At 57.3% G+C, this 26,580-nt stretch carries 23 protein-coding genes and 1 tRNA gene; 17 read left to right on the plus strand and 7 right to left on the minus strand.

The genetic code is table 11. From position 1 onward, the window contains the following. Positions 1 to 95: 95 nt before the first annotated feature. Positions 96 to 1,013 carry a cation diffusion facilitator family transporter gene (locus U6G28_04825; protein ID WRS31012.1) on the minus strand — a complete coding sequence of 306 codons (918 nt, stop codon included), beginning with the start codon at positions 1,011 to 1,013 and terminating at the stop codon, positions 96 to 98. A gap of 218 nt (positions 1,014 to 1,231) precedes the next feature. Here U6G28_04825 and U6G28_04830 point away from each other — a divergent pair, with 218 nt between their 5' ends. After that, positions 1,232 to 2,071 (plus strand): exodeoxyribonuclease III, encoded by an 840-nt coding sequence (locus U6G28_04830; protein ID WRS31195.1) that lies wholly within the window; start codon positions 1,232 to 1,234, stop codon positions 2,069 to 2,071. Between the two features lie 131 nt (positions 2,072 to 2,202). On the opposite strand, the gene U6G28_04835 is transcribed toward U6G28_04830, so the two are convergent. Together U6G28_04835 and U6G28_04840 are read right to left on the minus strand one after the other, a co-directional pair. Next, positions 2,203 to 3,408, minus strand: a complete 1,206-nt coding sequence (locus tag U6G28_04835) for a YhjD/YihY/BrkB family envelope integrity protein (GenBank protein WRS31013.1) — start codon at positions 3,406 to 3,408, stop codon at positions 2,203 to 2,205. Positions 3,409 to 3,592: 184 nt separating this feature from the next. Next, positions 3,593 to 4,141 carry a 2'-5' RNA ligase family protein gene (locus U6G28_04840; GenBank protein WRS31014.1) on the minus strand — a complete coding sequence of 183 codons (549 nt, stop codon included), beginning with the start codon at positions 4,139 to 4,141 and terminating at the stop codon, positions 3,593 to 3,595. A 109-nt stretch (positions 4,142 to 4,250) separates the two neighbouring features. On the opposite strand from U6G28_04840, the gene pth reads away from it, so the two are divergent. The 8 genes from pth to U6G28_04880 all read left to right on the plus strand — a co-directional run bounded on the left by pth (position 4,251) and on the right by U6G28_04880 (position 13,270). Beyond that, a complete protein-coding gene (pth, locus tag U6G28_04845) occupies positions 4,251 to 4,859 on the plus strand; it encodes an aminoacyl-tRNA hydrolase (protein WRS31015.1) in 609 nt (202 codons plus the stop codon). Beyond that, positions 4,856 to 8,740 (plus strand): transcription-repair coupling factor, encoded by a 3,885-nt coding sequence (gene mfd, locus U6G28_04850; GenBank protein WRS31016.1) that lies wholly within the window; start codon positions 4,856 to 4,858, stop codon positions 8,738 to 8,740. Before pth ends, mfd begins: the two co-directional genes overlap by 4 nt. Before the next feature lie 70 nt (positions 8,741 to 8,810). Further along, positions 8,811 to 9,365, plus strand: a complete 555-nt coding sequence (locus U6G28_04855; GenBank protein WRS31017.1) for a hypothetical protein — start codon at positions 8,811 to 8,813, stop codon at positions 9,363 to 9,365. A gap of 45 nt (positions 9,366 to 9,410) precedes the next feature. After that, positions 9,411 to 10,691, plus strand: a complete 1,281-nt coding sequence (gene eno / locus U6G28_04860; GenBank protein WRS31018.1) for a phosphopyruvate hydratase — start codon at positions 9,411 to 9,413, stop codon at positions 10,689 to 10,691. Positions 10,692 to 10,956: 265 nt separating this feature from the next. Next, a complete protein-coding gene (locus U6G28_04865) occupies positions 10,957 to 11,571 on the plus strand; it encodes a septum formation initiator family protein (GenBank protein ID WRS31019.1) in 615 nt (204 codons plus the stop codon). Continuing rightward, complete coding sequence (locus U6G28_04870) at positions 11,568 to 12,098, plus strand: DUF501 domain-containing protein (protein ID WRS31020.1); 531 nt, start codon at positions 11,568 to 11,570, stop codon at positions 12,096 to 12,098. The genes U6G28_04865 and U6G28_04870 overlap by 4 nt, the downstream gene beginning before the upstream one ends. Next, the gene (locus U6G28_04875) at positions 12,095 to 13,048 is read left to right on the plus strand and encodes a Ppx/GppA phosphatase family protein (protein ID WRS31021.1); all 954 of its coding nucleotides are present in this window, start codon (positions 12,095 to 12,097) and stop codon (positions 13,046 to 13,048) included. Before U6G28_04870 ends, U6G28_04875 begins: the two co-directional genes overlap by 4 nt. Before the next feature lie 146 nt (positions 13,049 to 13,194). Beyond that, positions 13,195 to 13,270, plus strand: a tRNA-Leu gene (locus U6G28_04880). A gap of 405 nt (positions 13,271 to 13,675) precedes the next feature. Here the strand turns inward: U6G28_04880 and U6G28_04885 are convergent. Continuing rightward, the gene (locus U6G28_04885) at positions 13,676 to 13,903 is read right to left on the minus strand and encodes a recombinase family protein (GenBank protein ID WRS31022.1); all 228 of its coding nucleotides are present in this window, start codon (positions 13,901 to 13,903) and stop codon (positions 13,676 to 13,678) included. Positions 13,904 to 13,997: 94 nt separating this feature from the next. Here U6G28_04885 and U6G28_04890 point away from each other — a divergent pair, with 94 nt between their 5' ends. Then, entirely contained in the window at positions 13,998 to 15,230 is a 1,233-nt protein-coding gene (locus U6G28_04890) for a DUF4143 domain-containing protein (GenBank protein ID WRS31023.1), read from the plus strand. A 321-nt stretch (positions 15,231 to 15,551) separates the two neighbouring features. Here the strand turns inward: U6G28_04890 and U6G28_04895 are convergent, their stop codons facing one another. After that, positions 15,552 to 15,839: a transcriptional regulator gene (locus tag U6G28_04895; protein WRS31196.1), complete on the minus strand. Its 288-nt coding sequence runs from the start codon at positions 15,837 to 15,839 to the stop codon at positions 15,552 to 15,554. Between the two features lie 594 nt (positions 15,840 to 16,433). Between U6G28_04895 and U6G28_04900 the strand changes: the two genes are divergently transcribed. The 6 genes from U6G28_04900 to U6G28_04925 all read left to right on the plus strand — a co-directional run bounded on the left by U6G28_04900 (position 16,434) and on the right by U6G28_04925 (position 23,659). Beyond that, positions 16,434 to 19,109: a SpaA isopeptide-forming pilin-related protein gene (locus U6G28_04900; GenBank protein WRS31024.1), complete on the plus strand. Its 2,676-nt coding sequence runs from the start codon at positions 16,434 to 16,436 to the stop codon at positions 19,107 to 19,109. A gap of 113 nt (positions 19,110 to 19,222) precedes the next feature. Continuing rightward, on the plus strand, positions 19,223 to 20,743 hold the full coding sequence (locus U6G28_04905; protein ID WRS31025.1) for a SpaH/EbpB family LPXTG-anchored major pilin: 1,521 nt from the start codon (positions 19,223 to 19,225) through the stop codon (positions 20,741 to 20,743). A gap of 159 nt (positions 20,744 to 20,902) precedes the next feature. Continuing rightward, complete coding sequence (locus U6G28_04910) at positions 20,903 to 21,064, plus strand: hypothetical protein (protein WRS31026.1); 162 nt, start codon at positions 20,903 to 20,905, stop codon at positions 21,062 to 21,064. After that, entirely contained in the window at positions 21,061 to 21,981 is a 921-nt protein-coding gene (locus U6G28_04915) for a class C sortase (GenBank protein ID WRS31027.1), read from the plus strand. The genes U6G28_04910 and U6G28_04915 overlap by 4 nt, the downstream gene beginning before the upstream one ends. Positions 21,982 to 22,366: 385 nt before the next feature. After that, the gene (locus tag U6G28_04920; protein ID WRS31028.1) at positions 22,367 to 23,233 is read left to right on the plus strand and encodes a Bax inhibitor-1/YccA family protein; all 867 of its coding nucleotides are present in this window, start codon (positions 22,367 to 22,369) and stop codon (positions 23,231 to 23,233) included. An 18-nt stretch (positions 23,234 to 23,251) separates the two neighbouring features. After that, entirely contained in the window at positions 23,252 to 23,659 is a 408-nt protein-coding gene (locus U6G28_04925; protein WRS31029.1) for an FKBP-type peptidyl-prolyl cis-trans isomerase, read from the plus strand. Positions 23,660 to 23,794: 135 nt separating this feature from the next. Here U6G28_04925 and msrA read toward each other — a convergent pair whose 3' ends face one another. Further along, positions 23,795 to 24,394 (minus strand): peptide-methionine (S)-S-oxide reductase MsrA, encoded by a 600-nt coding sequence (msrA, locus tag U6G28_04930; GenBank protein WRS31030.1) that lies wholly within the window; start codon positions 24,392 to 24,394, stop codon positions 23,795 to 23,797. Between the two features lie 108 nt (positions 24,395 to 24,502). Between msrA and U6G28_04935 the strand changes: the two genes are divergently transcribed. Beyond that, complete coding sequence (locus U6G28_04935) at positions 24,503 to 25,951, plus strand: AI-2E family transporter (protein ID WRS31031.1); 1,449 nt, start codon at positions 24,503 to 24,505, stop codon at positions 25,949 to 25,951. Positions 25,952 to 26,063: 112 nt separating this feature from the next. On the opposite strand, the gene greA is transcribed toward U6G28_04935, so the two are convergent. Further along, entirely contained in the window at positions 26,064 to 26,543 is a 480-nt protein-coding gene (greA, locus tag U6G28_04940) for a transcription elongation factor GreA (protein ID WRS31032.1), read from the minus strand. Between the last annotated feature and the right edge of the window lie 37 nt (positions 26,544 to 26,580).

Genomic DNA, 26,580 nt, shown 5'->3' on the forward strand with positions numbered 1-26,580 from the left:
CGTGGTCCGGCTTGCGCCCCTAGGCGGGGTGCTGGACGCATTTACGGCAGGTATGCGCCCCGCGTCGGCACCGATCGCGACTCTGCCTCAGGGTATTAGTGGGCCAGTGTCTCGTGGCCGGCATGTGTCGGCGAATCAATCTGAACTGTCATATGGTTTAGCTCGATTGCTAGGCCTTCAGTTAACCCAGACTGAAGTTCATGCAACACCCGAACAGAGTTCCCATCGTCGATGCACTCCTGGGTGACCACGACGTGAGCCGTGAGCGTGTTAAGTCCGGTCCCAACGCTGCTCGCGTGGAGGTCATGTACCTGGAGAACCTCGGGATGTGCAAGGATTCTCGCTTGCACCTGATCCAGGTCCAAGCCCTCGGGAGTTTGCTCCATGAGGATCCGAACCGACTGCTTCAGAATGTGCGCAGCCCGAACTCCGATTAGTACCGCTATCAGCAACGATGCGACTGAGTCCGCATATGGCCAACCCGTAGTCATCAGGACCAGGGCTGCAACGAGTACAGCAACCGACCCCAGCGCGTCCGAGGCCACTTCGAGGAACGCCGCCTTCATATTCAATGAATCATTGCGACCACCCGACAGAATGAGCATAGAGATGATGTTGGCCAGCAATCCGATTGCGCCAATCCAGAGCATCGGTCCGGGCAGAACGGTGGTCGGATTGGCAAGGCGTTGGATTGCTTCAAAAGCAATGAGGCCGCAGAGTCCGATGAGTATTCCTGCTTGCAGACCCGCCGCTAGCACTTCGGCCCGCGCATAGCCCCAGGTCCGCTTGAGCGACGGAGGCCGTGTCATTAGGACTGCCGCCATCATTGCCACAATCAGACCTGCCGAGTCCACGAACATGTGACCCGCATCCGCTAGCAGGGAAAGCGACCCGGAGATCCACGCCCCGACGATCTCCGCAATCATGACTCCAGCGGTTACAGCCAAAGCTCCCGCGAGTCTTTTACGAGATGCCTCGGCGTGTGAGTGAGAGTGCGAGTGATCTTCGACCATATCCGGAGCCTATCGCCGCATCCTCCCAAGACGCCAGAACAAGGTCACCCTATGGCCACGGTGCCAGACCAGCGTTGCAGGGACCTGTTGTCCTCTGCCCCAGAGAGTGCGGTGGGTGATAGCGAGCGCGTATAGGAATGCCGTGTTGTCCCATCTTCGCAGCTCGGGGGCCATCGACCCAGACCGTGTCGATCACGCATACTGGAACAGTGACTGACATGACTCTGGTATCGCTTACAACTATCAATCTCAACGGGATTCGTGCCGCGACGAAGCGTGGCTTCCAGGCTTGGCTTGAGACTGCGGGGCCCGACGTCCTTCTGATGCAGGAGGTCCGCGCGGACGAGCAAATCGCCACGAGCCTGCTTGGTGATTCCTGGCACTCAGTCTTCTATCCTTCGCAAATAAAGGGGAGGGCCGGCGTTGGAGTTGCTGTTCGTAAGGATTCCAAGGCCGTGGCCCCACGGCTCACAGAGGACGTCAGGCGCGGACTCTCAGACGAAGAGGTCCCAGTCGACTCCGGCCGTTGGCTGGAAGTCCCGCTCGACACGTCTTCTGGTCACGTGCTTCGCGTGGTTTCTGCGTACTTCCACTCCGGCGAGGTCGGCACACCCAGGCAGGACGCAAAAATGGCTCACTTCGAACCTCTGACCAGCAGGTTTGACTCGTTGCTTACGGAAGCGTCCAACGGCGGTAGCCATGCGGTTGTCGCCGGTGACTTTAACGTTGTGCGTAGTGAGGCAGATATCAAGAACTGGAAACCGAACCACAACAAACGTGCGGGAGTACTCGACGAAGAGATCGTTTACCTAAACCGGTGGGTGGATCAGGGGTGGGTCGATTCGGTCCGGCAATTGGCGGGCGACGGTCCGGGTCCTTACTCGTGGTGGTCATGGCGTGGCAAGGCTTTCGACAACGACACCGGTTGGCGTATCGACTACCAGTACGCCACCCCGGGATTCGGTGCAGGCGCCCAGAACTTCAGTATCTTCCGTGCTCCGAGTTGGGATACGCGTTTTTCTGATCATGCGCCGGTGACGGTTACGTATTTGGTCTAGGACGAGGCGCTCCGCGATTCAAGCTGCTTCGGTTGTCTGCGTGCAGGGTTGGGATACGTGTTTTTCTGATCATGCGCCGGTGACGGTTACGTATTTGGTCTAGGACGAGGCGCGCCGCGGAACACGGTCACCTATTCAGACTCGTCCGCAGCAGCAGGTGAAGCTTCTTCGGCTTCGACCGTCGCTTGGTCACCGGAGTTCGAGGGAACTCCCGGCTCCGCCTCCAGATCGCCCGCCTCGGCTCGGGTTGGAATCAGGTCCCCGGAAATCGGATGATGCGGCCAGGTCAGAGTCTCGTCGTCGCTGAGCGTCACATAGTTCGGGGTGTGGCGTACGTAGTCGTCATCGGCCGCTAAGCCTCCGACGACCGCCGGGGGATTCGCCATCCAGGCGCACACATTCAGCGCTGCTCGGGCAAGAAAGTTTATCCAGAGCATCATCGTCCCGACGGTCGCCGCGGCCGCGATAACCGGATCCTTAAGGCCCGAACCCACGACCGTGGTTCCGAGGGTGCGGAGAACCTCCGAGGCAATCGAGAATACGATCGATCCGATTACCAGCTCGGTCCGTGGTACACGAACGCCTGCCACGTATCGAACGAACAACGCGAAAGCGGCAACGTTGACGAGGAGCGGGACTGATGCGGAAAGAGCATTGAACGCGAAGGAAGAGTGGAGTTCCTTCAGTGCAGGGAATGTGCTGTCGGCCCAGTCGACAGCCAGTTCTGAAATGAGCGTTAGCGAGGCGGTTGCGAACACGGCGACGAGCAGTATCAGAACGCCGACAAAACTTTGGACCATGTTGACGACGGCGTTACGAGGGTAGGTGCGAAGTCCGAACATGGCTCGGATGCCGCCGCTGATGTAAACGACAATCCGAGAGGCGGAATAGACAGCCACACCAAACGCAATAACTCCCGCTACGACGTTCCCGCTGCCCATATTGATGCCTTTTGGATCGATGATTCCCTTCTCTCCCGATGCGGGATCAGCGATCACCCCGGGGATAAGCGAATTGATCGAACTAATGACGGTGGTCTGGAACTCCGGGTTCTGAGAAAAGACGTGAGCGAATACGGTCCATCCGACAGTGATCATCGCGGCCAAAGAAAAGATCGACATGTATGTGATGCCACCCGCAACGACCGCGCCGTTTTGATTGCCGTACCGGGTTACAGCTCGACCAATCCGACTGTGTCGGTAGACCTTCATCAGCTCCTGGACTTTAGCCCGCAAGCCAGGTTCTTTCAGAGCGGCCCACACATGATGAGGGCGCGCGCTCCACTGCTCGTTCGTCGTAGTGGCTGTCTCACTGTTGGGGCTCTCTTTGTGGCTCACCCCTCGATTATTGCAGTCGCTTGATAGTGTCTCGCGCCGCAGCTTCGCTCGCTATCTCGCACAGCGAGCCACCACCTCTCGGCGGCAGCCAGGTTTGACTTGCTCCAGGCAGGCCTTTACTTGCTTGCTTTGTGATGTGCCGACCGGGTGCGCGATCTAGGAAACGAACTTGAGACGTGGCATGTTAGGCCAGTCCGGTAGAAAAGTCGAAGATGGCTGTCGAAACGTAGCTACCGTCGATTTCGACCCTGTCGATACGGACGCCCTGAACCATCCAGGACGCTTCGAAGCTGTGGCCCAACTCCAATGCCTTCGTAATCGCAGAAGACGGTAGGTTCTGTGCGAGGGTCACGTGTGCGTGATACGGAAACCGAAGAGAGTAGTCGAGGGGACCACTGCGAACATCCTCCGCCAGTTGCTTGCACTGCCCCGCACCCTGTACGACCTTGAGAAATGCCACCGGAGAGACGGGCTCGAAAGTATCGGCTCCCCTGAGGCTGATTCGAAATGGCCTGTGCTCTTCGGCGAGTTGGCGCAGGTGCTCGAACACGTCGCGACGCTTGCTTTCTGAGACGGCCAGCGGAGGCATTATCGTGATGTGAGGCGGCACCTTGGTTGCCATCACGTCCCCGATAGACTGTCTAATCTTGGTGATCATGGCGTTCCAGGGCTCGGGAACGGCAATCACAATGCCGAGCAACTCCTCGTGCTCACCGCATTCGGGAAGGAACATTCAGAACCTGACGTTCAAGAGACGGGTGCCGGCTTTCCGGCGGATCGGTAGCCAAGTCTACATATGTTGCCGTGCGCCGATAAACTTGTACGTCGGTGAGTAGATAGAGGTGAGAACTCTGGAGCAGTTACAGCCATGGCTGATCGTAGGCCTGGGCAATCCCGGTAGCGAATACCAGAACACGCGACACAATGTTGGGCGTGCGACGGTGGAGCTAATGGCATCGCGTGCCGGGGCCAAGTTCTCGGCGCACCGCTCTCAGACCATGTTCACCCGCGTGAACCTGGCCCCTCCGGGCGGTAGGGCTCCGGCGATCCTCGCGTACTCGCGTTCATACATGAATACTTCCGGTCCGCCCGTAGCCGGACTCACAAGAGCCGAGGGAATCGCACCGGAGAGGATTCTGGTCATTCACGATGACCTAGATCTAGAGGCACATGTTCTCCGACTCAAGATGGGTGGAGGATCGGGCGGTCACAACGGGCTCAAGTCCCTTTCTTCCGCCTTCAAGGACCAAGACTATGCGCGGCTGAGAATAGGCATCGGCAGACCACCGGGATCAATGGATCCGGCCAGGTATGTCCTCGCCCCAATTCCGAAGGCTCAGGTCGGGGAGTGGGATGTCACCTACGCGCTCGCGGCCGACGCCGCCACTGACGTTGTTCTGCGCGGCTTCGTCAAGGCTCAAATGGATCTTCACTCAAGGGAGTCCCGTTGAGGCAACTTTCTGCACTTCTTCCGACAATCGCCCGTGATTCGGCGCTGAGGGAGGTCATCCCCCAGACGGCTTCGGCCGGCACGGGCACGCTGGTGCTACCACAGGGGATCCGTCCTGCAGCGATAGCTTTGGCCGCCGCCGAGCGTCAGCAAAAGGGAAAGTCGACTCCCGTTGTCGTGGTCACGGCTTCTGGCCGTCGAGGCGAGCGTCTGGTTTCGGCCCTGGGGTCGTGGATTGATGGTGCCGAGATCTTCCCCTCGTGGGAAACGCTTCCCCACGAGCGTCTTTCTCCTCAGGTCGATACGATGGCTCGCCGCGCCGCAGTTTTGCGCAGACTAGAGAATCCGGTTCCGGAAGTGGACGGGGCAGGACCCATCTCAGTACTGGTGGTTCCGATCCGTGCATTTATGCAACCGACCATTTCCGGGCTGGGGCAGATCGAGCCGGTGATGTTGGAGGAGGGAAGCGCTTCTGACCGCGACGAACTGGTCGCGCGGCTTACCGCCCTCGGTTATGAACCTGTGGATCTCGTAGAGCGGCGCGGACAGGTTGCGATGCGAGGTTCGATTGTCGACGTGTTCGTTCCGACCAATCCCCATCCGCTTCGAATTGAGTTCTTCGGGGACGAGGTGGAGGAAGTCCGTTGGTTCAATCTCTCGGACCAGCGCGGTCTGGGTGTGGCAGAACAGGGACTGTGGGCTCCTCCGGCACGCGAGCTATTGCTGGGAAGCAAGACTAAAGATCGCGCGCTCGCTGCTCAGAGTCAGTTTCCCGCCGTTGCGGAACTGCTCGAACTGGCGTCCGAAGGCATATATGCTCCCGGTCTCGAATCCTTGGCGCCGCTTCTGGTCGATTCAATGGTTCCCCTTATCGATCTGCTTCCCAAGGACGCTCTTTTCGTCCTTGACGAGCCGGAACAGACGCGCGCCCGTAGCGAGGACCTTATCTCGACGGCCGAAGAGTTCTTGAACGCTGCATGGGGAAGCGCCGCGGACAGCGGTAAAGCCCCCATTGACATTCGCCGTGGATCATTCGTTCCACTGGACGATCTCTGGGAGCGTGGTGCTTCCCGAGCCTGGTGGGAGTTTTCAAGTTTCCCGCCCCCGGAACTCGCCGATGCGCAGATGAAACTCGGGGGTGAGGGTGATGAGGTTGGGCCGGACGGCTCCGCTTCCCTGCATAAAGAAGGCGCGGGTCCGGGGGGTTCCCCCTCGCCCGCACTGGTTGTGTCCTCAAGTCTGGCCCAGGTTGGCGCACGCGAGGTCCGACCCTACCGAGAGGATTTCTCTCGCGCCGCCTCGGATCTACGGGAACTGATTCAAGAAGACTGGGAACTGGTTGTCGCAGTTTCCGCACGGGGTGCGGGCCGCCGAATTACCCAGGTGCTCGGCGAGTCCGACGTGGCGGCCAGATTGGTCGAAACGATTCCGGAAGAGCAGAACTCCTCGGTGGTTGCGGTTGTTCCCGCCTCGGCCGGGGCCGGCTTCGTGATGACCGAGCAGCGCTTGGCCGTTCTAACTGAGCAGGACCTGACGGGTCGAGCGGGACCATCGACCCGAGATATGCGGAAGATGCCATCGAAGCGGCGCGCCCGCATTGACCCGCTGACCCTGCAAGCCGGAGATTACGTCGTCCACGAACAGCACGGTGTCGGCAAGTTCCTCGAAATGACGACGCGGACAACCACTAGTCCGAGTGGCGCCGAGGTCCAGCGCGACTACTTGGTTATCGAGTATCTGCCCTCAAGAAAAGGGCAGGCTGCGGATCGTCTCTACGTCCCGACTTCTTCCCTCGATCAGATCTCGCGGTACAGCGGATCGGACGTTCCGCGATTGTCGCGAATGGGTGGAACTGACTGGGCCAAGACCAAGCAGAAGGCTAGGGCGGCTGTTCGAGAGATCGCCGCAGAACTCGTTCGCCTCTACGCTGCACGAACCGCGACCGCTGGACATGCTTTCTCCCCGGACACTCCCTGGCAGCGGGAGCTTGAAGATGCCTTCGAGTTCATCGAGACTCCCGACCAGCTTGCGACGGTCGACGAGGTCAAGGCCGACATGGAGCGACCGGTCCCGATGGACCGTCTGCTTACCGGAGATGTCGGGTACGGCAAGACCGAGATCGCGGTTAGAGCCGCCTTTAAGGCGGTTCAGGACGGGAAACAGGTGGCTATCCTCGTCCCTACCACCCTTCTGGCGCAGCAACACCACGAGACATTCTCCGAACGTTACGCCGGATTCCCTATCGAAGTCGCAACACTCTCGCGCTTTTCCTCAAAGAAGGAGGCGGACGAGGTGAAGGAGGGCCTGCGAAACGGAACCGTTGACGTGGTCATTGGGACTCATACCCTGCTCACCGGAGCTGTGGAGTTCAAGGATTTGGGATTGGTGGTGGTTGACGAGGAGCAGCGGTTCGGGGTCGAGCACAAAGAGACACTTAAGGCACTCCGAACTGACGTTGACGTGCTCTCGATGTCGGCGACTCCCATTCCTCGTACCCTCGAAATGGCAGTTGCTGGAATCCGGGAGATGTCCGTTCTTCAGACTCCCCCCGAGGAACGCCAGCCGGTCCTCACGTATGTCGGGGCCTACCAGGATCAGCAGGTTGCCGCAGCAATTCGGCGTGAACTTTTGCGAGAGGGTCAGGTCTTTTACGTTCACAACCGGGTAGAGTCCATCAACCGGGTTGCGGCGCACGTTCAAGAGTTGGTTCCCGAGGCGCGAATTCGAGTTGCTCACGGGAAACTGTCCGAAGCGGAACTGGAACGGGTGATCCTCGACTTCTGGAATCACGAGTTTGACGTGTTGGTATCAACGACGATCATTGAGACCGGCCTGGACATCTCGAACGCAAACACTCTCATCGTGGACCGCGCCGACGCCTTCGGTCTGTCTCAGCTTCACCAGCTTCGAGGACGAGTCGGACGAGGACGGGAAAGGGCGTATGCCTACTTCTTCTATCAGCCGGATAAGACTCTTTCAGAGACCGCGCTAGAGCGACTGCGAACAATTGCCTCGAACACTGATCTTGGTTCCGGCCTTGCGGTGGCGCAGAAAGATCTAGAAATTCGCGGAGCGGGCAATCTGCTGGGCGGCGCTCAATCCGGGCATATTGAGGGCGTGGGGTTCGACCTCTACATTCGGATGGTCTCAGAAGCAGTTGCAGCGTTCCGCGGAGACAAGGTTCAGGACAAGGTTGACGTTCGGGTTGAACTCGCCGTCGACGCGCACCTTCCAGAAGACTACGTCTCTGGAGAAAGACTACGACTGGAGACCTACGGTCGGATCGCTGCGGTCACTTCACCCGAGCAAGAAGCCGAATTACGAGGGGAACTCGCCGACAGATTTGGGCCAATTCCGGAGGAAGTAGACCTGCTCCTGGAACTTGCACGTTTGCGAGAGAAGCTGAGATCACGCGGGATTGAAGAGCTGATCACCCAGGGCAACTACGTTCGGATTGGGCCGGTGCAGCTAAAGGAGTCGCAGGCAATGCGGTTGCAGAGGCTGTTCCCGGGCGCCGTCGTGAAGCCGGCTGTGAGGCAGGTACTCGTTCCTCTTTCGCGCTCTCGCCGAATGGGGGAGCAGGCCCCAACGGATAGGGCACTTCTCAAGTGGGTGAATGATTTACTGGATGGTGCGCTGTCTCTCACTCCCTCCGTGGATGAGTCTGACGGAGGGCCGCGCAGCTCGACTCCAGTGATCTCTTCCCCGTCCGAATCTCTCGCAACACGGAGAGAAAAACCCTCCCATCAGCGAAAACAGGAACCAGATGACGAACCGGAGTCGATTGAGGACTTCCAGAACAGGGCGGCAAAGAGGAGAGCTCCGCGACCCCCGCGCGTGGACGTGGGGGATGATCGACCCAGAAGACGAAAGCTGACCTAAAGACCCAGTCGATAGCAACCGGAACTGGCGTAGAATAGACGTTGGTCTTGAACGAACCCAAGGAGTCCGTGTGTCCCGTACCAAGCGTTTCTCATTTGCTTCACGAGTAGCGGCCGTTTCTGCAGCAGTTGTTCTAAGTCTTGGCGTTGGTGGATGTGGCAAGACCTCGGGCAATCCCGGTGCCGCCGCAATAGTTGGCGATAACCAGATCAGTGAAGCCCTGGTAACGGACGCGATTAATGACTGGCAGGATCTAACCGGTCAGAATGTTGCGCGTGCAAACATGGTTGTAGTACTGAGCCAGGGCATGGCGTATGCCGATGCGGCTGAAGAACTGGGCCTCGATGTTAGTGATGAGACGCTTGATTCAACGGTCGATGAAATGCTTGCGGCCGAGGGATTCGATATGACGACGGCAGACCTATCGGACGGGGGCAAATGGATCCTTCGCTCGTCCGCTTTGGCAATGCAGGCAGATCAAATGGGAGTTGGTCAGGGCTTTGCAGAACTCGCCGTGGCCGTTCCGGTCAAGCTGAACCCAAGGTACGGGTATGAAATCCAACCTGGTGGCCAGGTAATGCCTCTGGCACCTTTGGGCGACGCTTTCTTGGCGAACTCCCTGTAGCAACGTAGAACTTATAAACACCACAACCAATCAAGGAGTAACAACGTGGCAATGATCGAAGAAATCGTCGCACGCGAGATTCTGGATTCGAGGGGCAACCCGACCGTTGAGGTCGAGGTAGCGCTTGAAGACGGAGTTGTAGAGCGCGCGGACGTCCCCTCGGGCGCGTCAACCGGAGCGTTCGAAGCGGTTGAGCGTCGCGATGGCGATAAGGATCGCTACCAGGGTAAGGGCGTCCAGGACGCAGTAAACGCGGTTGAGGAAGTTCTCGCTCCTGAGGTTATCGGCCTGGATGCTGCGGACCAGAGGGCAGTGGACCGGGTAATGCTTGAGCTTGATGGCACCACGAACAAGGGCAACATTGGAGCCAACGCAATTCTTGGTGTCTCCCTTGCTGTTGCGAAGGCTGCTGCCGCTTCCGCAGAGCTTCCCCTATACGAGTACATTGGTGGCCCGAACGCTCATGTTCTTCCCGTTCCAATGATGAATATCCTTAACGGCGGCTCGCACGCCGACACCAACGTGGATATCCAGGAATTCATGATCGCTCCGATCGGAGCTGACTCATTCCGCGAAGCGCTGCGCATGGGCGCAGAGGTTTACCACACCCTGAAGGGCGTAATCAAAGAGCGTGGCCTTTCAACTGGCCTTGGCGATGAGGGCGGTTTTGCTCCCAGCCTTGAGTCGAACCAGGCTGCTCTGGACCTGATCGTTGAGGCGATCAAGCGCGCTGGCTACGAACCCGGCAAGGATGTCGCTCTTGCTTTGGACGTTGCTTCCACCGAGTTCTTCAAGGACGGCGCATACATGTTCGAGGGCGAGCCGCGCTCGACCGACTACATGATCCAGTACTACGAGAAGCTGATCACCGACTACCCGCTGGTCTCGATCGAAGATCCGTTGTCAGAAGATGAGTGGGATGCCTGGAAGAAGCTGACCGACGCCATTGGTGACCGTGTCCAGCTTGTTGGTGACGACTTGTTCGTGACCAACCCTGAGCGCCTTGAGCGTGGCATTAAGGACGGCATTGCTAACGCTCTGTTGGTCAAGGTAAACCAGATCGGTACCCTCACCGAGACCCTGGATGCGATCGAGGCGGCGCACCGCGCTGGCTACCGCACCATGACCTCGCACCGCAGTGGCGAGACTGGCGACACCACTATTGCTGACCTGGCGGTTGCAACCAACTCGGGTCAGATCAAGACTGGTGCTCCGGCCCGTTCCGAGCGCGTTGAGAAGTACAACCAGCTTCTGCGCATTGAAGAAGCACTGGGCGAGGACGCTGTCTACGCGGGTCGTAGCTCGTTTCCCCGCGCATCGTTCTAACTAAACCTAGTTTGGTCGGGTAGGCCGCTTCGCTCTTTGGGCGAGGCGGCCTATCTGCTACTCCGCCACGTTCATCACGGGAGAACGCGGGCGTGGCAGGTTCGGAAATTCCGTTTCTATGGAGCAAGCTTGGAGTATGAGTACGCCCCAAAGACCCGATGCCCCGCAGCGCCCTCGGCGGCACACCGGGATCGGCGTACCTGCGGAACCGGTCGCAAAGTCGACGTCGAACCGAGCTCCAAAGAGGGCCCCGGATCATCTCACGGTGGCGAAGGCAGCGAAGCCACCCCGGCCGTCATCAACTGGGTCGCGTAAGCCGTCAACGGTTCGAAGTCCGATCTCGACGACTCGGCCAGCCAGGGTTGCGGCGTCCCCGGTAACGGCGCAGCCCGAGCGAAAGGCGAAGAAGAGACTTAGCTTTGGTGGCCTGTCGGCTTCGGTCCGTATGATCTCGATTGCCGTGGTTCTTGGCATGGTCGGACTTAACCTCGTCCCCATCGGAATGCAGTGGTATCAGCAAGAACAGGAATACCGTGCAGTCAAGGCTGAGCTAGAAGCAGCCAATCTGCATCATCAGGAACTCCAGGACAGTATCGCCGCATGGGACAACGACAATTTTGTTGCGAATGAGGCCAAGACACGGCTTGGCTATGTTTGGCCCGGCGAGGTGCAATACAACGTAGTCGGTCTGCCAGAAACTGCTCAATCTGGTGAGGATGAGATATCGCTGACTACTGAAAGCCCTGTTCGTCCGTGGACCAGTACAATCCTTCAGTCGATGATCGAGGCGGACCAGCCCGGCTCTTCTAGTGAGCTTGGGTCTTTGGTGCCAACATTTGACCCTAAGAAGGAAACTGAGGACGAGGACGCGGGCGCGTGAATAACGAACTCCTGGGCGGTTGGAGCGACTCCGATCGCCAGCAAGTTGTCGAGGATTTAGGCCGTGAACCACGCGGCGTGGTTGATGTAGCTGCACGCTGCACATGCGGACGACCACTGGTTGTTAGGACCGCCCCGCGCCTGCCGGACGGCACTCCGTTCCCGACCACCTTTTACCTGACAAGTCCGACGCTAACGGCAGGTTGTTCGACCCTGGAGGCAGAGCACCTGATGGTGGCCTACAACCAGATGTTGACGGATGATCCGGAACTTGCCCGGAGGTATGCTGCGGCGCATCAGGACTACCTACTTCGTCGAGGCGAACTCGGAGAAGTCGAGGAAATCACCGGCATTTCTGCTGGAGGGATGCCAGCGCGCGTCAAGTGTCTTCATGCGCTGGTAGGGCACTCACTGTCTGGTGGGCCAGGAATCAACCCGATTGGCGACCTGGCACTCGAAGAACTTAGGCAGCGTGGCATCTGGTGTGCCGATAGGTGCTGTTGCAAGGCGAACGGGGAGGGCAATTGAGTCAGAAAAAGAGGGTCGCAGCAATCGACTGTGGCACGAATTCCATTCGCCTGTTAATCGCTGACGCCACGGGGGACGGAATCCTCGATGTGGCTCGCGAAATGACCATCACCCGTCTGGGCCAGGGAGTAGATCGGACGGGGGTTCTCGATCCGCAAGCAATTGAACGAACTTTGAATGCCGCGCGTGCATATACGCGGCAGATAGAGGAGGCGGGAGTCGAGGCTGGTCGCTTCGTCACAACGTCCGCCAGTCGTGATGCCGCGAACCGGGACGAGTTTCTGGTGCCAATCAAGGAAATCACCGGGTTTGATCCACAGGTGCTGACGGGAAACGAGGAAGCAGAGCTATCGTTCCTCGGCGCTCTGTCGGCGATGCCAACGACCATCGAAGGCCCCTACCTGTTGACCGATATCGGTGGCGGATCAACCGAGTTTGTGCTGGGAGACGACCGTGTGCTTCAGTCAGTCTCGATAGACATGGGGTCGGTCCGAGTTTCTGAGCGTTTCGGGGGTGAACCATGGACCGAAGAGAAGTTGACCCAGGCTCGAGCCTGGATCGATCAGAAGCTCGATGAGGCCGAGAAAGTCGTTAACTTTTCGCGCGCGCGGAGCCTGGTCGGGGTCGCTGGCACCGTGACATCGATCGGTGCCCTTGTTGCAGGGGCCCAAGAGTACGATCCCGTAATGACTCACGGGATTACACCGACCGCGGAGCAGTGGGCAGATGCGGTGAAGTTCCTGGTGTCTGCGAGTGTTGAGGACAAGGCGGCCCTCGGCTTCATGCCGCCGGGTCGTGCCGATGTCATCGGTGGTGGAGCGCTGATATGGGAACGAATCCTCAATCGATTCGGCGTCCTCGACGAGCAGACTCCGGGAGCGTCGGGATTCCCGGTCGTCATCTCAGAGCATGACATCCTCGACGGACTGGCGTTGTCTCTAGTCGGCTAGTGTCCCTGTCCTTCTGCGCAAGTTTGTGAGTAGATTTCGCGAAGTGTGGCCAGCTTCGGAGAAGCTAGTGACCGAAGAACCAGAGGCAAACTGGCTTCCGGTTGGCAAGAATAAGTCCGAGCATTGGTAGCATTGATTGGCGCATCGCCCCCGTAGCCCAATGGCAGAGGCAGCTGACTTAAAATCAGCACAGTGTCGGTTCGAGTCCGACCGGGGGCACCACTCTGCTCTTACTCGAAACAACGCCAGACAAATAGGGAGTTTCCCTTGGTAGCCCTCGGGAAACGTCTGTCGGCGGTGTTTCTAGTAAGGACGTTTCACCCTCTTGGGTGCTCTTACTAGAAACATCGACATGAGAAGAAGAACGTGCAAGCAATGAGTCCCCGTCAGAATTGATGGGGACTTTGATTTCGGTGAGAACCACTCTGGCTGGGAGGCGCCTCCAGTTGGGGCTGTAGAGATCGTCGAATGGGGGAGCGAGAATCGCTTCAAGCTGGTGGTTGTCGTCCTTGTCCATGACGACCCGCAGCTCCTTGAAGAAGAGCCGGTTGAACATTCTGCGTATGTGGTCGGGTGCCTGTCTGTAGGCTTGGGCGCTCTGGACGCTCAGCTCCATCGCCATCTCTATCAGTCTGTCGGTCTTGGTGAGGATGGAGCGGATCGTGGTGGTCCACGTTGCTTTACTTCGGGCGTGGGGATGCTCTCAGCGGTGAGTTCGCGGGCGATTCTTGCTAGGGAGTGCTCAGAGAGGTAGCCCGCGTAGATGCGTCGCACCACGGCCGCTTGTTCTTCGTGGACGGCAATCCCGCCTTCCGCACCGTTCTTGAACCCGAGCAGGGAGCAGTAGGGAATCATGACTTTGACGCATCTTCGATTTGACGACTGACAATTCTTCAACTTCAAAGCTGACAATCTATAAACTTTCGGCATGACGAATTATTAACCTCGCGTGGTCGAGTCGGAACTTCATGCGTGTATGCAGGCGATCGGTGCGGTGCTGATCGACGGGCCTAAAGCAGTCGGCAAGACCTCCACGGCGGCTCAAGTTGGGCAAACGGTCCTGAGGATGGACATTGATCGCGCGGTGCGCGCAGCGCTCGATATTCAGCCTGACCAACTCTTCAGCATGCCTACCCCGATCGTGTTCGATGAGTGGCAGGAAACGCCCGAGTTATGGAACCTGGTGCGCCGAGCCGTTGATGACCACCCAGGTAAGGGCCTATACCTGCTCACGGGATCCTCTCGTCCACGCGACGACGCGCGCGTCCATTCTGGCGCTGGACGTATTGGTCGGTTGCGGATGCGTCCGATGAGTCTGCTTGAAACGGGCCACTCTAGTGGCCAAGTCAGCCTCGGTGGCCTGTTGGAAGGTGAGACGCCTGACGGGAAAGCTGAGGCGCTGACGGTGCCGGACTTGCTCGAACGGATCGTTGTCGGCGGCTGGCCAGATCTACTTGATGCGGGGGAGCGTGAGGCGCGCACCTGGCTGGGCGACTACCGTCGGACCATCGCAGCGGTTGACGTTCCCGGTCTGGGAACCAGGCGAAATCCCGGGAACATACAACGCCTTCTGGCTTCTCTGGCCCGAGGTGAGTCGACTGCCCTCAACCAGTCTGCGCTCGCTGCCGACATCGGGGGCGTCCAGGGGCCCATAGCTCCACAGACCTTGACGAACTACCTTGACGCGTTGGACCGATTGATGCTTATCGAACCGCTTCCGGCGTGGCACCCTCACATGCGTTCGCGAACGCGGCTGCGGACAACGCCAGTGCATCACTTTGTCGACCCATCTCTGGGCGTCTCCGCCGTAGGTGTCGGTGTGGACGGACTCCTTCAGGACCTTGAAGCTGCCGGCCTGCAGTTCGAGTCCCTTGTGATACGTGACCTGCGAATCTACTGCCAAGGTCTGGGTGCGACGTTGTCGTCATGGCGCGATTCCCAAACGGGTGCTGAAGTTGATGTTGTTCTTGAGCTGCCTGACGGGCGATGGGCTGGCATTGAAATCAAGCTTGGTGAAGCGGCAGTGGACAGCGCCGCAACTTCACTTCTCCGTTTTGCCGCGAAGATAGACAAAGCCCGTCACGGGGAGCCGGCAGCGTTGATCGTTCTCACCGGCGGCCGTTTCTCGTACAGACGCGCCGATGGGGTGGACGTTCTCCCGATCACGGCACTCGGCCCCTAGTGGTGCGGCTAGCAAAACGAGGCGCGGAGACGAGTTACGCGGCCGTCCCCACGCCGGCTCAGGCTCGCCAGCCTTTTGACGCGTGCCGCTCAGAGCGGCCAACCGTTTGGCGTTTGGCCTAACGTCGATTTGTATCCGAAAAGGGTCACTAAACAACCAGCAGAAGACCCTTTGGTCACAATGAGGTCTCACCTCGTTTGGTCTCCTCGTGAGGCCTAGACAGGTTGCGCTTGCTCGTTGGGAATGGGGGATGTGGCACGTGTGGGGCGCGGTGGTGCCACTCATCCTCGGAGGCGAGCTGCGATTGCGGGGCTATCCAGATCATATGGTGCTGGCAGAGAAGATCGTAACCGCGGTAGAGCGCGGCGAGCAGAACACGTGCCGGCGATAGGCTCGTTTTCCTTCTTTGGTCAGCGATGCCCATGCGCGCATGCGCTGATCGCGGGTGCCTTTTGTTGTGGTGACGTAGCCTGCGTCTTCCAAAATCTTGACTTGCTTGCTTAGAACGGATTCGCTGACGTCCGTAACGTCGCGAAGGCACGTGAACTCCGCTTGGTCGACCGAGTCAAGGGCGGCGCAGATTCTGAGTCGGTGGGGGCCGTGAATGATCGGGTCGAATAATCCCTAGACTATCTATCCTTGGCCTTCTACATAATTCTGAGGTTCTCGGCGTCCGAGCCGGTTCTATCAGTACACCTCCACAAGGCCGTGAACCTGCGACTCATTGTGTCAGGCAGATGCGTTCGCGCCCATGGGTCCTCCGGTCGACTCGATGGAGCAAACGGATGAGGCCGTTTCGTCGGGCATTTTCACCCGACTACATCAGAACGCGTCTACTCTCTTCGCATGAGCGGTGTTGCTAGGTCTTCGGTCACGTAGTCGCCGGAAACCCCCACCTTCGTTAACTTTGGCCTTCTTGGTTAAGAAATCGGTAGTCAACGCCTTTCGCAGGGGTGCGTCGCCCTTGTGTTTCTCATTCTTAGGTCACGTTCCAGCCTGACTGATCGTGACTGAGGCAACTCAAGCTGTGAACAAGATGTGAATTTACTGGGTTAAAAATACGGGAACTTGGTCCCAAGGAGTCGTGGGCCGCCATCATAGTTCAGGAGTTATTAACGCCACCGCGTAGGTCTCATGTCCTATGTCGCCGATTCCGGCCTATGGAAACAGGTGGGTTGATCCGGAGAAATGGGGAGTGATCCGATGCAGACTGTGGTTCGCAGAGTTGCTACATATGCAGCTTTAGGTGCCATGACCGCTGGTCTGATTGTGGGGGCACCGGCAGCGGCCGTTGCTACAACAGCCGGGCAGATATCGGGTAGTGAAGAAGCGAATATTTCTCAGTCTGAAGATCAGCTCGAAGCCGGTAGCGCACCCGAGACCACTGATCTTGTTGATGAAGACATAGTCGAACCGGTTGAACCAGAAAATAGCGTGGCGCCCCAGGATGCTTCTGACGCATCTACCTTCGCAGCCGGTGATACCGGCAATCGGTACCGGATTCAACTCATTCTTGTTGGAGAAGATAAGTACGGCTCTTTGTCCGCTACCTACTGGGAAGGAGAGACCTACCACACGCCGCCAGAATGGGGGCTCCCTCCCAGCGACGGAACCTACGTGATTTGGCAGTGGCCTTCAGTGAATTACGTTAAGCAGAAGGCCAGTGAAATCGCGAAAGCACACGCCTGGTGGGTAACGGTGCCGGAGCCTGGTGAGCGGGGAAAGATAATCCTGGATGATCCACGTGCGGGCGCCAAGAACGGCAAATGTCTGGCGCTCAGCACGGCGGATGTACCTCAGGGGGCAGGCGCCGCTATGAGTGTTCAGGTTGATTGGAAGGATTGCACGCCACCGGGTGATCCTAAGCAGGACTTCAAACCTACCCCATTTGGGGATCCGATCTACATTTGGGCGGCGCATAAGGATGACCCCGGCCTAGCAGGAAATGTATTTGTAACGGCAGGCATCCATTACTTTGGTGGGGTCGGCACGAACAGGAACTTCGGAGTCATTCACGGGCCGACCGGGGCAGGTACGGGTATTCAAATCCCGCACCTAGACACTCCATTCGGTGAATGGATACCTGTCACACCACCCAAGCCCGGAGGTCCAGATCCAGATCCGATTGACCACGGCTTGGCGTTGAAGCGGCGTCATCTGCCTGACGGACCTAGCGGAAATAATCCGAATAGCTGGTGTGCTAATACCTCTGGAGGCTGTACTCAGATATATGCGGACAAGGAGCCCGGGGATGTTATCCATTTCGAGTACGAACTCGAAAACACCACAGCCAATGGTAAGGGTCCCGGCGTGTTGTACAACGTGGCGGTCAAGCTCGCAAGCAACCCGGTAGGAATGCACGGCCCGACCAACGACCTCACTTGTCAGCCAGCCCGCCCCCAGCTAAACGGCACGGAGACAAAGACATGTGTCGGGTCCTACACACTTCAGGAGACAGACTTTAAAGAGAATGAAACCTCAAGTCTTTGGTTTTCTGTGTATGGCCAGGGATCAATAATCGGTACGAGCACTACAATTGATACGGGTAAGTATCCGGGACTGAAGCTGGAAGTCCGCCTTCCTCCTCTGCCCAAAACGGCGGATTTGAGTGCTACGAAGAAGGCCGATCAGGAGTATGTGCGCGCGGGCGACGACATTTCCTGGGACGTAGTTGTCACACATGAAAACGGTGCCCAAGTACCGAAATTCGTGCTTGAGGACCAACTACCGGCTGAGGTTGAGTATGTCGGCATTGATGAAGACGGCGTAACGGGTACGGCAAAATACGACTCGGGCACGCACACGCTCACGTATACATCGAATACCTCGCTGACGTTTGGTCAGCAAGCAACGATTACGATTCACGGAAAAGTGAAGCCCAAGAATCAGAGTGATACTTGTGTCACCGGTGAAGAATTGAGCAATACGGTCACCGTGGATTTACCGACGCTCCAGGACTCGAACCCTGCCAATAACGTGGCGACTGCAACTACTCCTGTACTGTGCGACGAGCTAGAGCTAACGAAAGTTGTTGATGGACGCGCCGTCGCGGCAGACGACTTCACCGTGTCGGTGTTTGACAGCAGTGATAACGAATTAGTCTCCGCCAGCACGAGCGGAAACGATCAAGCTACGTCTAGCGCTGTGCGGATGTTGCCAGGGGAAAGCTACTACCTTATTGATGGTACGAAGAACGGCTCCGCGACCAACCTGGACAACTACGATGCTGTGGCGGAGTGTGAAACCGGGATTGTCGGACTCGACCTCGACCCTGTTCGCGATGGCTCCAACTTGCGTTGGCAGATCGATGTTCCTGCTTCAGCTCAGCTTCCTGATGAGGGCATTAGTGCCAGCTGTACGATCACAAACACCTATGTCGAACCTAAAGCTGGTGCGATTAGTTGGTCCAAGGTTGATCCGGCCGGTAATCCGCTAGAGGCATCTGAGTGGACCATCACTCCGAAAGCGGCCGGTGGAAACGTGATCACGGTGCAAGACTGTGTGGCCGACAACAAGGCGGAGTGCAATGGACTTTTCGATCAAGATCCGAATCCTGGAGATTTTCTCGTCGAAAATCTTGAACCCGGTGACTACACACTGACGGAAACGAAGGCTCCGGCTGGCTTCCAAATATGTGATGAGTGCGCGAAGGGCGTTCAGTTCACAGTGGTTGCGGATCAAGTAACAAAGGTTGGCCCTGACCAAAATGGCACGGATCCCTTTGTAAACGAGACTCAGAAGATTGCGACTTTGCCTTTGACCGGTGTTAGTACACAGTCATGGATTTCGGCGATGGGGGGCCTACTGATTGGCACGCTTCTTGCCGTGACGGTCTGGGTGCAGCGGTCGAGACGAGAGGGAGGGCGCGAAGGTAACTAATAGCGAACGAGACCTCTACGGCTCTTGAAATTGACCAAGCGTAACGAAAAGTTCAGTACTGAAGATTCTCCCAAATGAAAGGTAACATAGTGGGAATTATGAAGAATAGGGCGGTGAGCAAGCGGACTGCCGTTGGAATTGGTGCCATTGCCGCTGCTGCAGTAGGGCTGATGGGGATTGCCCCGGCTGCCTATGCCGCAGACCCGGTTGTCGGAAACATCGACTGGGACCGTCAGGACGCGTCGATCACGGTTCACAAGCACGACCAACTTGGCGATCCGGCCGAGGTTGGCAAGGGACACGAAATCACCATCAGCAATGACCCCATTGCCGGTGTGGACTTCAAGCTGTCCAAGGTGGACCTTGATCTCTCCGTGGCGACGAACTGGGAGAACCTGGATAAGCTCGACCCGAAAGCTCAGGCACTCGATCCCGCTTTCACGCCAAAGACCCTCCAGACCATAGATGATGGCACGGCGGCGTTTACTGGCCTTGAGCCCGGTCTTTACCTGGTTGAAGAAATTGGAACCGCAGACGCTAACGTTCATGGAAAAAAGGTCACCCTTGGTACCATGGTTGCCCCTTGGCTGATGGTTGTCCCTACCTGGGGCCAGACGGCAGGTGCGGGTGACTTCCACTGGATGTACGACGTCCACGCATACCCCAAGAACCAGGTCGATCCGCTTAAGAAAGAAGCTGGCGATCTTGGTGGATTCGAAAAGGGCGATGAAGTCACTTGGGATATCACCGCGGTTATGCCAATGCTCAATGGCGAAATCCTGAAGAGCTACGTGCTGAAGGATCAGCTCGACGAGAACCTTGACTACGTGGAAGTCAGGGACGTGAAGTTGGACGGGGCGGAACTCGTAGAGGGCGTCGACTATTCCGTTGACGGGGATCGCACTGTGACCTTGAGTCTAGAAGATTCCCTGTTAGCGACGATTACAGGTGGCGAGAAGCTTACCTTCACCATCGTCACTGTCGTGAATGACAACCTTGAAGAAGGCGCCACGATTGAAAACGAAATCGAAGGTAGCTTCACAAACCAGTCCGGTGGCGAGTTCGAGGTTGTCCCGGAACCCGGGAATCCTGATCCGGGCAAGCCGGGTCCTGAGAAGCCAAAGGCTTGGGTAGCGTACGGCGATGCCGTCCTCACGAAGGTAAACTCTGAAAACCAAGAGGTCTTGCAGGGTGCAACATTCGTTGTATTCGAGAACACCACCGCGAACGCTAATACCGATTGCTCGGCTCTTATCGCGGATCCGAACGTGAAGAAGCTGGGCTCGGCGACGTCCGACTCAAACGGCTTGGTGAAGTTCCCCCTCCTACGTGTTGGCGATAGCAACGACGACAAGAAGGCAACCGAGTTCCTTATTTGTGAGTCAGAAGCGCCCACGGGCTACATCCTCAACAAGGGTAAGCCTACTGCGATCTTGTTCGATTCTGAGCGCGATAAGACTGCCACCCCCGCAACGTTTGAGAACACTCCGAATACGCCAGGAGGGGAAGACAACACCCTGCCCAGCTTGCCTCTGACGGGTGCCGCAGGCACGGCAACCTTCTTGTTGGTTGGTGGCGGCCTGCTAGCCGCTGGTGTTGCTGTTCGGATGCGTAGCAAGGCGAAGCAGAACTGAATAAAATTGTCATCCGCGTCAAAGCGGGTGCAAACTTGACGTAGTTGGTTTGCCTAGGCAAAATCGACGCGACGTCGAAGCGGTGGGTTGGGTTGATCCTTCGGGCTCCCAACCCACCGCATCTTTATTTCTCGAGTTTGATTTCAAGAAAGGAGAGCAATGTACTCGACGACTCGTCTACTTGCCGAGGCGTTACTAAAAACCAGTAGTTTCGCAGATATCGACTACAGTGGCGCACCCGCCCTCGCTTTCTACTGGTTCGGTGCCGCGGTCGTGGTGGTAGGTGGTATTTCGTTCATTCTTCATAAGTGGAAGAAATGAAAGAATCCAAAAGCCGGGAACCGCGTCACCGTAAACACAAGCCCGCATCAGGGAGACTGTCCCGATTCGTGACCGCCACTATCGTTACACTGGGCGTCCTAATCATGTCTTACCCAAGTGCCGCAAGCTGGATTGACCAGTTCAATCAGACCAAGCTTGTCGACTCCTATAAGGAGGTTGTTGACACGTTAGCTGTTCAACAGCGAAGTCAGAGTCTCAACGAAGCCCGTGAATACAATGAGGATTTGCAGGCAGGCACCGCTTACGACCCCTATTCGAATGCTGCTGAGGCACCCGATACGGAGCAGTTTGACAGGTACATGTCACTACTTGAAGGTGTGCCAACCGGAGTGATGGCTCGCTTGAGGATTCCAGCCATTGAAGTCGATTTGCCTATTTACCACGGAACCTCTGACAAGACACTGAAGTTGGGAGTTGGTCACCTATATGGCACTGCGCTCCCAGTGGGGGGAAAAGGTATGCACCCCGTCCTCACCGCGCATTCAGGGTTGGCGGATGCTGTCATGTTTACAAATCTGCACAAGGTAAAGCCAGGAGACCTGTTCCAAGTCGAGACTTATGGAGAGAAGATTACTTACAAGGTCACTGAAACGAACGTGATTTTGCCTGAGGAGACCGAGCTTCTCCGGGCAGATCCAGATCGAGACTTGATCTCTCTAGTGACCTGCACGCCAGTGACCATCAACACGCATCGACTAGTCGTTACGGGTGAGAGGATCCCAAACCCCATCGAGCCGTCCGATGAAATGCCGACTCAAGATCTACCAGGGTTCCCTTGGTGGATTGTGTGGGTTAGCGCTACCATTATCGGCTCAGTCGTCTATGTACTTTGGGGCGGCCGAGAACGAAAAAGGCCCATACCGGACGAACCAAAAGCCGTTGATGCCGCACAGTAGTTGACTGCTAGCGGAGTCTCAAGGACAGCCGGGACGTAACCTGGGATGGAATCTGGGAAAGCTCACTGCGACATTTACAAAACGGTGACGTGTCGGCTGGCGACCACGGCTAGCTCTCCCCGCAGGCGTGCTCGAACCCCTCAGCGTTGAAGCGTGAAGTCAGGATCAGGATAGGGCTGTGACCACAGTTCCCGACCGAACTTTTCGTCGATCTGAAGTTCGAACCAGGTTGATCGCGTTAGGTCGTACAAAAGTTCTGGGTATCGCGACTGGCGAACACCCTGTTTCTTACAATCTGTAGCGACTGAAGTCCTGGATGTGAAACGCTTACTGTAGGTACATCCGCCAGGATGAAACGGTATCAAACCCCCAAATCGGAGGAAGAATGAGCAATCCGGTCTTTAGCAGACTTGAGGGAGAGTGGTCTCAAGAGAGTGCTACGCGAGGAGCCGGTGCGGCCACCGCCACCACGGAGGCTCTCAAACAGCAGTCATACCCAACGTACGACCAGCAGGCGTTCCAGCGGGCTCAGGAGTCTTACGCCGCTCCCGCCGCAGACTCCGTAGACACGGGCCGCATGACCTACGATGACGTCATTGTAAAGACCGCTATGAACCTCGGTGTTGCATTGCTGTTTGCTGTGGTCGCGTGGATGGTTACTGCCGCCAATCCGGGTTTGGGGATGGGCATTATGACGGTCGGCCTGATTGCCGGGCTGGTTGTTGCTATGGTCAATATCTTCTCGAAGACAATTCGTCCAGCACTGATTTTGCTTTACTCTGCACTTGAGGGTTTGGCGCTTGGAGCACTTTCGTACGTGGTTGACGCCTACGCCCCAGGCGTAGTGCTTCAGGCTCTCATCGCGACCTTTGCGGTGTTTGGTGTAACCCTGGCACTCTTCTCGTCGGGTAAGGTCCGAAACTCGCCGAAGATGCAACGCTTCGTTCTAATCTCCCTAGTAGGCCTAATTGTCTCCCGACTCTTGATCTGGATCCTTGGCATGGTCGGTCTGCCTGTAGAAGGTGTGTACAATCAGTCGATCTTCGGTATTCCGTTGGCGGTATTCATTAGCCTGTTCGCCGTGCTTGTTGGTGCGATGTCGCTGATTGGTGATTTCGATCAGGTGAAGATCGGCGTGCAGATGGGTGCCCCCGCTCAGTACGCCTGGTCTTGTGCATTTGGAATCATGGTGACGGTAGTGTGGCTCTACGTTGAGCTACTCAACATGCTGTCTCGCCTAAACCGCAACTGATCCCTCGAAAGGAAACCAATGGAAGGCGTAAGCGTCACAGGAGATTACGGCAAGAAGCCAGCCCTAACATTTGATGGAGTCGTCGCTTCTCCCAAACTTGAGGTTGAAGTTTTGGTTCAGGGTTCCGGCCCCGAGGTGGAACCTGGCGAAGAGATCATCTGCAACTACCTGGGTCAGGTCTGGGATGGGCCGGTGTTCGACAACTCGTATGATCGCGGAGCAGCGCTTGACTTCCAGATCGGGGTCGGCATGGTCATCCGCGGATGGGACGACGGTCTGATCGGGCAGAAGGTCGGCTCTCGTGTCTTGCTTTCGATCCCGTCTGACCTGGGATACGGCGCACGAGGAGTCCCGCAAGCGGGCATCAAGGGCGGCGACACTCTAGTGTTCGTAACTGACATCTTGGGAATCAAGGGTCGAGAGTAGACAAACCCTACTCGGCGGCGTGTAGCACCGGACAACTTGCAGGAACTCTTCTTTTGCGCTCCCGCAGGTTTGTCGGTCCTACACGCCGCTTTCGCACCTACTTTTGGTACCGGCAACAAAGTTCTCTCGGGAGAGTTATTCCAATCCCCTCGGGCACCCCACCCCGTTAAATCCATGGTTGCAGTAACCATTCGGATTCTTGTAGAGGTATGCCTGGTGATACTCCTCCGCGTAGTAGAACGTCGGCGCGGGTGGTTCGTGTACTTCGGTGGTGATCTCGCTAAACCCTCGTTCCCGTAATACCAGCTGGTAGGCGTCTCGCACTGCCGTCGCCACCTCGTACTGATCTTCGCTCGTTGTCCACACCGCTGACCGGTACTGGGTACCGATGTCGTTGCCCTGCCGGTTCATGGTTGTGGGGTCATGATTTTCAAAGAAGGTGGCAATCACCTCGTATGAGGAAATCTTGCTCGGGTCATACACCACCCGAACGGTTTCCGCGTGTCCGGTAGTTCCCGTGCAGACCTGGACGTACGAGGGGTTAGTTGCCGTTCCTCCCATGTATCCGACCGCTGTCGCGAGGACCCCTGGGAGTCGCCAGAAGATGCGTTCTACTCCCCAGAAGCACCCGGCGGCGAGATAGATTATTTCCGCCGTTTCGGATGCGGGGAGGTCTAGGGGAGTGCGCAGGACCGGATGGGGCTCCGGCACAGGTGGCATTGTTGAGCTGGCCATAGTGTTCACCCTTTCGGTGTGCTTCCAGGTTGAACGTCCTGGTGTGCAACCATTGTCTATGGGCAGTTTGGCACAGGTGATCAAACACGACAACGAATGTGGGTCCGTATGAATGATGCTGGGACTGAGTCTTTGGGGCCAGACAATCTAGAAGCACCGGACAGGGTGGGTTCAGTTGACGGCGTAGCTCCGAGCCGACGACCACGCGGATCGTCTCATCGACGCAACAGAGCAACTGCGGACGCAGAGGTTACCTATCCGTTTAGAGTAGCTGCGGCTTGGTCATGGAGATTCGTGGTGGTCGTTGGTGCGATTGCTCTGTGCGGCTACTTGCTGTCGTATGTCAGCATGCTTGTTGTAGCGGTATTGGTGGCGATCCTCTTCGCCGCGTTGCTTGCACCGTTAGTGACCTTTCTTCGCGCGAAATGGCATATGGGTCGAACGGGTGCCGCTGCGGTCGGACTGATAACGGGCTTGGTCATCGTTGTTCTGCTGTTGACCGTCGCCGTTACGCAGGTCCTTGAGCAGCTACCACTGATCGTTGAACAGTCCATATCGGGAGTGACTTCACTCCTCGACTGGGTAGCCAACGGTCCGTGGGCGGAAGAATCAGAGGCTCTTCGGGAGTGGGTGAGCGACCTACAGGGCAGTATCTCCACCCTACTTAGTCGTTACGGCACGGTAATCGCTTCGGGGGCACTATCTGTTGCTTCGACAACGGCTTCGTTAGCAACTGGGACAGTGATAATGCTGTTCACCCTGTTCTTCATAATGCGAGATGGTCGTGCGATGTGGGTCGTGGGGATTCGCTCGTTGCCTCGCAGCTGGCGCACGTCGGCGGACGAAGCGGGGATCAGGGCATGGATAACGCTCGGTGAGTACGTTCGGACGCAGGCCAAGGTCGCCGCAATTGATGCCGTTGGCATTGGTCTTGGTGCCGTCCTGCTCGGTGTTCCACTCGCGGTGCCAATCATGGTGCTGGTGTTTCTTTTCTCGTTCATTCCAATCGTGGGTGCGTTTGTTTCGGGAGCTATCGCCGTGCTCATTGCACTCGTAAACAATGGGCTCAATGCCGGCATCATCATGCTCTTGGTCGTCCTGTTGGTTCAGCAACTTGAGAGCAATGTCTTGCAGCCGTGGCTCATGGCTAATGCTGTGTCACTACATCCGGTAGCAGTTGTGCTTGCAGTCACTGCTGGAGGCACAGTTGGTGGGATAGCAGGGGCGGTGTTCGCCGTTCCCGTGCTTGCTGTGGTCAACGTCGTGATGCTCTATCTTCACGGACACGACCCGTACCCGGGGCTTGCCGACAACCCGGACCGTCCTGGAGGCCCCCCGGGTTCCTTGGACGAGCAGATCCTGAACTCGTACCACGTTTCGGGTAAAGGAGGAAAGGACTCAACGAAGGTTGCGAGCAAGGTACGGGCCAAAGCGCAGGCGCGTGCGGAAGAAAAGGGCCATGTGCTTGCAAGTCCGGGTTCGTTCACCACGGATGCCGAGGCAGAGCAATCACAGATTGATGTGTCTTGGGACGTCCAGGACGCCGACGAAGACTGAACGTCTGGCCCTCGTCCGAGTCTCCAATCACAACGGGATCGATTTCGCCGACTTTGTCGGCGTGTCGTCTCCCTTTCTGATTGGCAAACCAGAAGAAGTTTGGTTTGTTGTGTTAGCCCTCGTATGGCTTTGCCGAAATGATGGTGACCTTCAGCGACTTTCCCGCGGGTGTCTTGTAGGTGAGGGTGTCGCCTTCGCGAGCGCCGAGAATTGCCTTGCCAAGCGGAGCGGTGGGCGAGTAAACACTGATTCCAAGGCCCTCACCCGCATCACGTGCGCCGAGCAGAAACTCCTCGCGGTCACCAGCGATCTCTGCGACGATTACCATGCCCGGTTCTACAACGCCATCATCCTTTGGCGTTTCACCGACCTCAGCGTCTTTGAGCAGATCCTCTAACTGGAGGATTCTGGTCTCGTTCATTGACTGTTCTTCGCGGGCGGCCTGGTAGCCGCCATTCTCGCTCAGGTCGCCTTCTTGCCTCGCCGCGTCAATCAGCCGAGCGATTTCAGGGCGTCGAACCTTTGACCGTTCTTCAAGCTCAGAAGAGAGGACATCGTACTGCGATTGCGTAAGCCAGGTCTTTTCAGTCATGGGGCGATTGTACTAGCCGTCACCGACAAGAGCGGTA

The organism is Actinomycetaceae bacterium MB13-C1-2, assembly GCA_035621235.1.
Lineage (GTDB): Bacteria > Actinomycetota > Actinomycetes > Actinomycetales > Actinomycetaceae > Scrofimicrobium.